The 10,700-nt window shown below is 54.0% G+C and carries 10 protein-coding genes and 1 pseudogene; 10 read left to right on the top strand and 1 reads right to left on the bottom strand.

Annotated elements, in window-relative coordinates; all coding sequences use genetic code 11:
• From BQ7114_RS09115 to metG, 10 genes and pseudogenes are all read left to right on the top strand, one after another.
• Positions 1-236, top strand: a pseudogene (locus tag BQ7114_RS09115) (IS3 family transposase); the annotation flags it as partial.
• The gene (locus BQ7114_RS01305; RefSeq protein ID WP_072340800.1) at positions 236-1,144 is read left to right on the top strand and encodes an IS3 family transposase; all 909 of its coding nucleotides are present in this window, start codon (positions 236-238) and stop codon (positions 1,142-1,144) included. The pseudogene BQ7114_RS09115 and the gene BQ7114_RS01305, both read left to right, overlap by 1 nt.
• Before the next feature lie 46 nt (positions 1,145-1,190).
• Complete coding sequence (locus BQ7114_RS01300) at positions 1,191-1,586, top strand: hypothetical protein (RefSeq protein ID WP_072340881.1); 396 nt, start codon at positions 1,191-1,193, stop codon at positions 1,584-1,586.
• Between the two features lie 221 nt (positions 1,587-1,807).
• A complete protein-coding gene (locus tag BQ7114_RS01295; RefSeq protein WP_072340877.1) occupies positions 1,808-2,971 on the top strand; it encodes an ImmA/IrrE family metallo-endopeptidase in 1,164 nt (387 codons plus the stop codon).
• A complete protein-coding gene (locus tag BQ7114_RS01290) occupies positions 2,972-3,466 on the top strand; it encodes a DUF4411 family protein (RefSeq protein ID WP_072340874.1) in 495 nt (164 codons plus the stop codon).
• 137 nt (positions 3,467-3,603) lie between these two features.
• Positions 3,604-3,870 carry a transposase gene (locus tag BQ7114_RS01285; protein WP_230205936.1) on the top strand — a complete coding sequence of 89 codons (267 nt, stop codon included), beginning with the start codon at positions 3,604-3,606 and terminating at the stop codon, positions 3,868-3,870.
• Between the two features lie 21 nt (positions 3,871-3,891).
• Positions 3,892-4,620 carry an IS3 family transposase gene (locus BQ7114_RS08775; RefSeq protein WP_195906690.1) on the top strand — a complete coding sequence of 243 codons (729 nt, stop codon included), beginning with the start codon at positions 3,892-3,894 and terminating at the stop codon, positions 4,618-4,620.
• A 497-nt stretch (positions 4,621-5,117) separates the two neighbouring features.
• Positions 5,118-5,831 (top strand): hypothetical protein, encoded by a 714-nt coding sequence (locus BQ7114_RS01275; RefSeq protein ID WP_072340871.1) that lies wholly within the window; start codon positions 5,118-5,120, stop codon positions 5,829-5,831.
• 182 nt (positions 5,832-6,013) lie between these two features.
• Entirely contained in the window at positions 6,014-6,874 is an 861-nt protein-coding gene (rsmI, locus tag BQ7114_RS01270) for a 16S rRNA (cytidine(1402)-2'-O)-methyltransferase (RefSeq protein ID WP_072340867.1), read from the top strand.
• A gap of 181 nt (positions 6,875-7,055) precedes the next feature.
• The gene (gene metG / locus BQ7114_RS01265; protein WP_072340864.1) at positions 7,056-8,873 is read left to right on the top strand and encodes a methionine--tRNA ligase; all 1,818 of its coding nucleotides are present in this window, start codon (positions 7,056-7,058) and stop codon (positions 8,871-8,873) included.
• Between the two features lie 112 nt (positions 8,874-8,985).
• On the opposite strand, the gene BQ7114_RS01260 is transcribed toward metG, so the two are convergent.
• Complete coding sequence (locus BQ7114_RS01260) at positions 8,986-10,671, bottom strand: FAD-dependent oxidoreductase (RefSeq protein ID WP_072340861.1); 1,686 nt, start codon at positions 10,669-10,671, stop codon at positions 8,986-8,988.
• Positions 10,672-10,700: the final 29 nt, after the last annotated feature.

The raw sequence follows: 10,700 nt of genomic DNA, 5'->3' as shown, positions 1-10,700 counted from the left end.
CGCAGTGGAGAGCAATTAACGAGATTGCCCCTCGACTGGGGATTTCAGTTGAGTCGATGCGTCGCTGGTACGAACAGTCTCTGATCGACTCTGGACAACGCCAGGGCTTAACTCGTGAGGAACACGAGGAAATTAAACGGCTTAAACGTGAGAATGCAGAGTTACGGCGGGCGAACGAGATTTTGAAGCTTGCTTCGGCTTTTTTCGCACGAGAACTCGAACACCCCGGGAGTTAATGATCGCTTTCATTGACCAGTACCGCGATCACTACTCAGTCGAGTTCGTGTGCCGGGTCCTTTGCGAACACCTTGAAGGAGGGTTTATCACTCCTCGGGGGTACCGGGCCGCTAAGAGCCGGCCTGCGAGCACCAGGAGCATACGAGACCAGATCCTGATTGAAGTACTACGTGAGATTCACCAGAAGAACTTCAGTGTTTATGGTGTGCGTAAGCTCTGGCACGCAGCTAGGCGTGCCGGCTGGGATATTGGCCGTGACCAGGTGGCTCGGCTCATGAAAATCGCTGGAATTAGTGGGATACGCCGCGGACGTAGACCTGTGACAACTCGGCCAGCACCAGTTCCCGATACTTGCCCCGACTTAGTACAGCGGCAGTTCAAGGCTGTGGGTCCGAACCGGTTGTGGATCGCCGATATCACCTATGTCCGTACCCTGTCCGGGTTCGTCTACACGGCCTTCGTCACCGATGTTTTCAGTCGTAAGATCGTTGGCTGGGCGACCCGGACCTCGATGACAACAGAGGCGTTACCGTTGGAGGCGCTCGAGCAGGCAATCATGAACGCCAGACAAAACCTATCCAATCTTGTTCACCATTCTGATCATGGATCTCAGTACACGAGCATCACCTACAGCGAGAAACTCACTGACTACGGAATCAAACCCTCAACCGGCAGCGTTGGCGATTCCTACGACAATGCCCTAGCCGAGACCGTCAACGGGCTTTACAAGGCCGAGCTGATCTACTCCCAAACCTGGAGGTCATGTACCGAAGTCGAATGGGCAACCCTGAACTGGGTCCATTGGTGGAACAACGAGCGCCTACACGAGGCCCTGGACTACACCACCCCTGAGGAGGCCATCACCAGCTACAATCAACACCGGGCGGCCGAGCTGACCCCCATATAAGAAGCGGAACAAAACCCAGGACGCTTCAATAAAGGGTGTGTTGCAAATGAGGAACTATCAGGTTAGACGAGCTTTTATTGATAAGGAACGCGTAGCTGCTCCGTTAACTAATAGACTTATTTCGGGTGGTTACCAGCAGAAAAACGGTGGTTACATAGATTTTGCCAAGGAATGCGGCGTAAATAATCCCTCGCAGTACTGGCACTTAATCCACTCATGGTCAGACCTTTCCAAACCGGATGCACGATTCACGAAGCGAATACAGTGCGGAGAGCTTATTTTCTGGATGTCAGAGGTGTCGGGTGCTGTGCCCAAGAATGAACTAACTGACCTTGTTGATGAGATTGTTCAATCACCAAAAGATCGCTGTAAATGGAACAAGGTTATTCGAAACAAGTGCTTTGACAGGATTGCTGAACTAGTTGAAGCTCATGAGGCATAGTGCTTACCTTTTGAGAGTTAGTTGCTGGCATCTGTGCTGCTGTTTATGAAAGTGAATAGGCATATTACTGGGTCTGGCATAGAGAGGAAGATAGAAACTGGGGGGGGGCAACAAGTTTGGTCACCACGATGGAAAATGCCTTCAGTTATGCTCTGTTGCTAGTAAAATAGAAACTGTCTGGTGTGTATTGTTCATTTTCGAAGTTGCGGGGGAGAAGCGTAATGTCTGCGAAACTGCGTATAGCGCCTCCTCTTTACGAGTGGGCGTTGGCGCGCAGTAGGAAAACCGTCACTGACCTCGAGAAAAGTTTTCCAAAATTGCCTGAATGGATATCTGGGGTTAGCGTTCCTACTTTTACGGATGCAGAAAAATTCGCTGCCAAAACCCATACGCCTTTCGCTTTTCTTCTTCTTGATACTCCTCCTGAAGAAGACCTGCCTATAGCCGATATGCGTACGCTTAAAGACTCTTCGATTCGCCAGCCTTCCGGGGATTTGCTCGACACTATTTACAATGCGCAACGCACCCAGGATTGGTATCGCGACTATGCCCTAAGCAACGGGGCAGAAAAGTTGTCTTTTGTGGGTTCCGTAGGCGTGAATAATAACGTGAGCGAAGTAGCAGCTGAAATCAGCGATCTCCTTGATTTTGGGTTTGATTCTCGAAAACGAATTGGCAATATGTCCAGTTTGTATCGCTACTTGGTCGACAAGATCGAAGAACTCGGAATCCTGGTGCTTACTAACGGAGTGGTAGGAAACAATACTCATAGAAAACTACATGTCGAGGAGTTTCGGGGTTTCTCTTTAAGCGATGAGATTGCGCCTCTTATTTTTGTCAATGGAGCCGACGGTTATTCTGCGAGAATCTTTACCCTTTTACATGAACTAGGGCATATCTGGCTTGGTCATAGCGCGTTGTCCGATGCGGATTTATCTCTCAACGATTCCAATAGCGCAAAATCTGAGGAGCGCTGGTGTAACCAACTCGCGGGAGAGATCCTACTTCCTAAGGATGTTCTTGAGGGTATGCGCGCTACCAAGGTCACCGAAGAATCTGTTACTAAACTTGCGCGAGAAGCTGGCTGCAGCGTCTTGGTGGCGCTGCACAGCCTTTTTGATGCCAACTTTCTTAGCTGGAGTCACTATCAGGAACTATATGGTCGGGAGCTGAGCGCGATAGCTGAAAGAGAAAGCAAGGGGAAGCAGGCCGGGGGCGGAGATTTTTATAAAACTTTGCCTCTGCGCAACTCTCCTACTTTTACCCGCGCTGTGATTGTCTCTACCTTGGAGGGGACTACTCTTTATCGGGATGCCTTTCGGATGCTGGGCACAAAAAAGCCTCAAACTTTCCGCAACTTGGCTGAAAAGCTGGCGGTGGGTTAAATGTATGTGCTGGATAGTAATGTTTTTATCGAAGCCAAAAACCGGTATTACGGATTCGATATCGCTCCGGGATTTTGGGAATGGCTAGAGCGTGTCTACATGACCGGGAAAATCTGCAGTATTAAACCGGTTTATGATGAACTAACTACCGGGGATGACGAACTTGCAGATTGGGTAAAGCTGAAGTCGCATAAAGGTATTTTTACTGCTATCGATGGTGATCAAGCTATATATGATTTTGTCAATCAAATTACAATTTGGGCACGAGGTCAGAATTATAAATATTCAGCGATACAAAAATTTGCGGACTGTGCAGATCCATTTTTAATCGCCTTCGCTGCAGCCCACGGATATACGGTAGTAACTAATGAGCGCTCAGATCCTCACTCTCGAAGATCAGTAAAAATTCCTGACGTTTGTAAAGCGTTGGGCGTAAAATATTGCGACACCTTTACATTGTTCCGTTCAACCGGCGCTCAGCTGGTACTTAGCTAGTTTTCGCGAGGAGATTATCGCGACCTGAAAAAAGTAGCCTGAAGTGCCTTAGGTTTTCTTCGGTTTAAGTGGATGGGGAAATCTGGATTATGCGGAAGAAATTTGATTAGGAAGCGAAGGGCCGGGTTGTCCGGTTGGTGGAGGATCGTATCCATGCGGAGGGGTTGTCGATTCAAGACGCGTGTCAGACGGTCGCACCCAAACTGGGAGTCTCGTGGCATACTGCCCGGCAATGGTTACAGCAAGCACGCAAAACCGGCCAGGTCACGCGAGCTGAGGAAGACGTGGTTGCTGAGAACGCTCGGCTACGCCGGGAGAACCAAGAACTACGTGATATGAACGAGTTGTTGAAAGTCGCCTCGGCTTTTTTCGCCAAAGAACTCGACCCCCAGCGTCGGAAATGATCGGGTTTATCGATACATATCGTGATCGTTTCTCGGCCTGTGTTCATCTGTGGGACGTTAAACCGGCAGCGCCAGGGAGGTTTCATTACCTCCCGCGGCTACCGCAACGCTAAATACGGCACGCCAAGCGCCAGGAGTATCCGGGACCGTGACCTCGTGGCCAAGACTTGCCAGATACACGCCGCAAACTATGGCGTGTATGGGGTTCGGAAAATGTGGCACGCACTTACCCGCTGCGGCCTTCAGATCGGCCGGGAACAAACCGCTAGGCTTATGCGCCTGGCAGGAGTATCCGGGAAGGGGGAAGGGACGTTGCCCACTCACGACACGCAAAGCGAGGCGGGAAGATACCAGAGCGGATTTGGTTCATCGCGATTTTCGTGCCCTGGGCCGAATCGGTTGTGGATTGCGGATATTACTTATGTTCGCACTCGAGCAGGCTTCGTGTATGCAGCGTTTGTGACAGACGTGTTCAGCCGTAAGATCGTGAGCTGGGCGCTTTCCGATTCCATGTGCACTGAAGCATTACCGCTACAGGCGTTGAACCAGGCCATCACCAGCGCGAAGGAGACCAATGAGCTGGTTCACCACAGCGATCATGGGAGTCAGTATGTCTCGATTGTGTATAACGATAGGCTCACTGATGCGGGGATCACTCCCTGGACCGGGAGCGTTGGGGATTCTTACGACAATGCGTTGGCCGAGAACGTCAACGGCTCGAATAAGAACGAGTTGATCAATATCCATTGATGGAAAGATGTTCTTGAGGTTGAGATCGCTACCTTCGAGTGGGTGAACTGGTGGAACCGGATCTGTCTCCACCAAGCCCTTGACTACCGCACACCGGTCGAGGTCGAGAACGAGTACTGGCACCTCACCGACGTATCAATGAAAATAAAAACTAGGGCAAACGCCTAGGAAGCAAACCCAGGACACTTCAACAGCAGCGGTTAATTACCGTTCGGATCGATGATTCCACCGGTCAAAATGCATTGAGCCAAACAATGACAGCTGGAATCCACTTCAATGCAATCTTGAATCATAATTTGAGCTGATGTAGCTACAAATTCCTCTGAGATATGGTGCTAAAGTTCTACTTTTTCATGAGAAGAACGTTTAAACAGCGGCGACACGCCCGTGATAGTACCCGCGTGCTGGAAAATATTTGACGCGGGGGGGGGACATGTATCGTACTGAAGCGTATCCACTACATCAGGACAGTTGCGTCCATTTAGGAGATGAAAGAAATGAAGCGGATTCTAGCTGTTGCTGGCGCTGCCGTGCTTGGCGCTGGTGTTGCTTTCGCCCCTGCACTTGCAGCCGATACTGACGCCATTAATGCCGCGCAAGCAGACGTCGATTGGTTCTGTACCGAAGGAACCGAAACGTTCGACATGGCCGCGTGTGCAGATGCTGAGGCGGCCCTTAAGGCTTTGCTGGAGGAGCCGCAGGCGCCTGCTGAAGAAGAGCAGGCACCTGCCGGCGATTCGGTGAAGCAAGAGATTGCTGACAAGGAGCTGGACGAACAGTACTTCTGTGCAGAAGGCACCGAATACTTTGATCACATTAAGTGTGGCCAGATTCGCGGCGAGATTGAGGATGCGAAGATCAAGGACGCCGAGTTGGACGTCACCTGGTTCTGTGCTGAGGGCACCGAGTACTATGACATGGTCAAGTGCGCGGAGGCTACCGATCGTCTGAACACGCTCCGTCCGACCACGCCGGAGACCTCTGCCACCGAGCAGGACCCCACGGCTTCTGAGGATATCACCGATCCTTCGCAGACCGAGAAGACCAGTGAAACCACCGTTGCTGCTACGGAGAAGCCCAGCGAGTCCAAGGTCGCTGCTGGCGAGAAGAAGCTTGCTAAGACCGGTGCTTCCGTCGCTCTCCTCGGTGGCGCGGCAGCCGCACTTGCAGGCGGTGGCGCACTCCTCGTAACCAGGCGTCGCTCTCTCTAATCACTAGTTTAACTCCGCCACGCGGAGACTAACCAGAGCTAGAAGTTTGGCCGGGTGCTTTTGCGCCCGGCCAAACTTATATATAAACCCAAAACAGTTTACCCGCCGAATACAGGCTCGCTTACTCAAAAGCTCCCTCGACGAAATATGCCTACAGGCCAAAACTCTGCAATTATGGAAACGTGGACACAGACAACACTCCCGTACAAAGATCAGGCTCTATTCTTCTAGCAGCCACACCCATTGGAGATACTAATGATGCGTCTCCTAAACTCATTCGTGCCCTCGCAGAAGCAGACTTGGTGGCCGCGGAAGATACTCGCAGGCTTCTAAAGCTCGCCTCACGTCTGGGTGTACGCATCAACGGCGACATCAAATCCCTTCACGAGCACAATGAGAACGAGCGAGTAGACACGATCTTGCACCGAGCTGACGATGGCGAACGAGTCCTCATCGTCTCCGACGCTGGCATGCCCACGATTTCCGATCCCGGCTATCGGGTGGTCAGCGAAGCAGCGAAACGAGGCATCCCAGTCTCCGCCCTCCCCGGCCCGTCCGCAGTACTTACCGCCCTCAGTGTCTCGGGCCTACCCACCGACAGGTTCTGCTTTGAAGGCTTCATCCCCCGTAAACCTGGGGAGCGCGAACGCCGCCTCGAAGATCTTAAAGAAGAGCCGCGTACCATGGTGTTTTTTGACTCCCCAAAGCGGATTCACGAGAACCTCACAGACATGGCCAACGTATTCGGAGGGGCACGCAAAGCAGTGCTCTGCCGAGAACTTACCAAGATCCATGAAGAGATTATTCGCGGCGACCTCAACCATTTAATCTACGCAACCCGCGACGACGTCAAAGGTGAACTAACGCTTGTCGTAGCAGGTGCGGATCCGCGCGAAAAGAATGCTGAAGACTACGTTGCTAAAGTCATTGCCCTAGCCGAAGGCGGAATGAAACTGAAAGCCGCTGCCAAACTCGTATCGGAAGAAACTGGAGTTCGTAAAAACGAGCTGTACCGGGCGGCGCTCGCTCGTAAACCCGAGTAGTAGCCATTCGATCTCAGTGTGGGAAATGCGGCGCTTAAAGATCTTCTCCACTGAAATTTAAGAAGTTCAAACCCCTGGCAACCTAGAAGCTCCGAATTGAAGCGGTTTCCTTTATTGACAAAAGAACGTCAGCGAGGGGAGTAGGTGGAACCACGTCCTGCAAAAGCACTAAAGTAGAGCCATGAGTCGAATTCTGTCAGCAGTAGCATGGCCGTATGCAAACGGCCCTCGTCACATCGGACACGTAGCAGGCTTCGGGGTGCCCTCCGACGTATTCTCTCGCTACATGCGGATGCGGGGCCACGAGGTGCTCATGGTCTCAGGTACCGATGAACATGGTACGCCCATCCTCGTTGCCGCTGATGAGCAGGGCATGACCCCACGCGAACTAGCCGATAAGAACAACCGCCTGATCGTTGAAGACCTAGTGGCCCTCGGCCTGTCATATGATCTCTTCACACGTACCACCACCGGTAACCATTACCAGGTGGTGCAATCCATGTTCGAAGTAGTGCGCGACAACGGCTACATGCTTGTCCAACGCACGCACGGTGCAGTGTCGCCATCCACGGGGCGCACGCTACCTGACCGCTACATTGAAGGCACCTGCCCGATTTGCGGTGACCCCGGTGCTCGCGGCGACCAGTGCGACAACTGCGGCAATCAGCTGGATCCCACCGACCTCATCGATCCGAAGTCGCGAATCAATGGGGAAACCCCAAAGTTCGTGGAAACCGACCACTACTTCCTCGATCTTCCCGCTCTCGCCAAAGCGCTGTCGGCGTGGCTGGATGATCGTGAAGAATCGGGACGCTGGCGTCCTAACGTCATTAAGTTCTCGCAGAACTTCCTTGAAGACATCCGCCCGCGCGCCATGACTCGCGACATCGACTGGGGTATTCCCGTGCCAGGTTGGGAAGACCAGCCCTCCAAACGCCTTTACGTTTGGTTTGACGCGGTAGTTGGCTACCTGTCGGCATCGATCGAGTGGGCGCGCCGCATTGGCGATCCTGACGCTTGGCGCAAATGGTGGAACGACCCCGAAGCGCTGTCTTACTACTTCATGGGCAAAGACAACATCGTGTTCCACTCGCAGATTTGGCCAGCCGAACTGCTCGGCTACAACGGTGCCGGCGATAAGGGTGGTCAACCCGGCGAACTTGGCAAGCTTAACCTACCCACCGAGGTGGTATCTTCCGAGTTCCTCACGATGGAAGGCAAGAAGTTTGCCTCCTCGCGCGGCATCGTGATCTACGTGCGCGACATGCTACAGCGCTATCAGGCGGACGCCCTGCGCTACTTCATCAGCGCGGCCGGGCCAGAAACCTCCGACGCTGACTTTACGTGGGCGGAGTTCGTGCGCCGCACCAACTCTGAACTCGTAGCCGGCTGGGGCAATCTAGTTAACCGCACGGCCTCCATGATTGCCAAACGCTTCGGTGAGATCCCACAGCCGGGTGAACTGGAGCAGATCGACCGCGACCTCCTCGGCAAGATCGAGGCCGGATTCAAAACTGTTGGGGATAAGATTAGCCGCCACCACCAAAAGGCTGCGATCCGTGAAATCATGGCTCTCGTTGGGGAAGCTAACAAGTACGTTGCGGACACCGAACCCTTCAAGCTGAAGTCCGAAGAGCAAATGCCGCGCCTACGCGCGATTTTGTGGACGCTAGCGCAAGCGGTTGCTGACCTGAACCTCATGCTTTCGCCGTTCCTACCGACCTCCGCAAACGCTGTTGACGCGGTTATGGGTGGTAAAGGCGAAATCGCGCCAATGCCGCGCATCGAAGAGGTAACGGACCTTGACGTTAAGGCCGAGGACGGCTCGGATCTGCACTATCCGATCATTACCGGCGACTACAGTGGCTTCCCCGAGTGGAAGCGCCACGACGTGGTACCCGGCACGGTGATAGGTAAGCCAAAGCCCGTGTTCCAAAAGCTTGATGACTCCGTCATTGAAGAAGAACTTGAACGCTACGCCAGCCTAACCGATAAGTAGACGAAGAGCCGCAAAGACCTAAAAGTATGGGTGCGAATCCTGGAAAGCAGGACCCGCACCCATACTTCTACCGTTTTGAAATAGCCCCGCATTTAACGGGAGCCCGAGCAGACTACTTGCTGGACTGAGCCGCCTCGTTCGCTAGATCAAACGAGTCATAGCCGCCCGTCAGATTGCGAACCTTGAAACCCTCCTGCGAAAGGATACGCTCAGCCAAGTAGGCGTTCAGGCCCGTCTTGCAATGCACAGCGATCGCTCGATCGGCCGCAATTTCGCGCAACTCGTCAAGGCGGCCACGAAGCTCGAAAATCGGGATAGCCACAGCCTCGCGGATCACGCGATCCGGGGCAATCGTGTGAGTAGGGCGAACATCCAAAATGACCTCGTCCGCCTTCACCTGCTCAAAATCGGAGAAGTCCCAGATCGGCGCGTTCCCCTCAAGCGTGTTGCGTGCAACGAAACCAAGAATGTTGATCGGATCCTTAGCTGCGCCAATGGGGGGAGCGTAGGTGAGTTCCAGCTCCGCAAGGTCCTCGGCGGTCATTCCCGCGCGGATCGCGGTGGCAAGGACGTCAATGCGGCGCTCCGCTCCGTCCTTACTCACAGCTGCGGCGCCCAGCAGGCGCCCATCGGGAGCGAAGTTAGCATTCAAATGGATTGGTGTTGAGCCGGGGTAGTATCCCGCGTGGTTGGCTGCATGGATACGAATCGTGGTGTGCTCTATGCCCATTCGGTCAAGCTTTTCTGAGCTTGCACCCGTGAACGCCGCAACGTAGTTAAAAAGGCGAATGCCAGCGGTCCCGAGCACCGGAGCCTGCCTAATTGGCTTGCGGCCCAAAGCCACGTCTGCCGCGCGCCTGCCCTGCCGGTTTGCCGGGCCCGCCAGCATTACCGGAGCCACGCTGCCGTCTGCCCACTGCACCTCGACGGCGTCACCAACTGCAAGAATGTCCGGATCCGAAGTTATCTGGTTCGCATCAGTTAAGATGCCGCCGCGCTCACCGAGCTCGAGGCCCGCGTCCTTAGCCAGCTGAGAGTTGGGGCGCACACCCATTGCGGTTACCACCACGTCAGCCTGCAGTTGCTTGCCATCAGACAAAGTGATCTTCACAGGGTAGCCATCGCCGTCCTCAAACTTCGAAGCTCCCACACCAAGATGCAGGCCAACCCCGTTTGCGCGAAGCTCGCGATGTAGCACCACTGCCAGATCACCGTCCATCATGGGCAGGACGTGGCTGGCGAACTCCACCAGTTCAACCTCGAACCCGCGGTGGACCAGCGCCTCTACTGCTTCTAAACCAATGAAGCCCGCGCCAATCACAATCGCTTTGGCCGCGCGGTTCTCATTCGATTTTGCAAGGCCCGCCTCGGCCAAGCTGATGACCTTATCCATCTCGGGGATAGTGCGCAGCGTTGAGACAGCCGGATGGTCAATGCCCTCAATCGGGGGAGTGGTCGCTAGCGAACCGGGGGCTAGAATCAGCTTGTCGTAAGCCTCTTCATACTCGCCCTTCGGGCCCGCGACCGTCACCGTTTTCGCATCGCGATTGATCCGGGTCACCCGAGTTTCAATACGCACGTCCAAGTTCGAGCGGCGAGCCAGCGACTCGGGAGTGTGCAACAAAAGCGCATCTCGTTCCTCGATCTCCCCGGCTAAATGATACGGGAGGCCGCAATTGGCAAACGAGACGTACTCCCCGGCCTCAAAAACTACAATCTCGGCGTGCTCATCGATACGGCGAGCCCTCGCCGCCGCGGACATGCCGCCGGCAACGCCACCAATAACTACAAGCTTCATGACACTCCTAAAACCGAACAGCTGCGCAA

Origin of the sequence: Actinomyces urinae, from assembly GCF_900119695.1 — a bacterium.
Lineage (GTDB): Bacteria > Actinomycetota > Actinomycetes > Actinomycetales > Actinomycetaceae > Gleimia > Gleimia urinae.
Note: the sequence above shows the minus strand (reverse complement) of the source record. Positions and strands in the feature narration are given on the sequence as shown.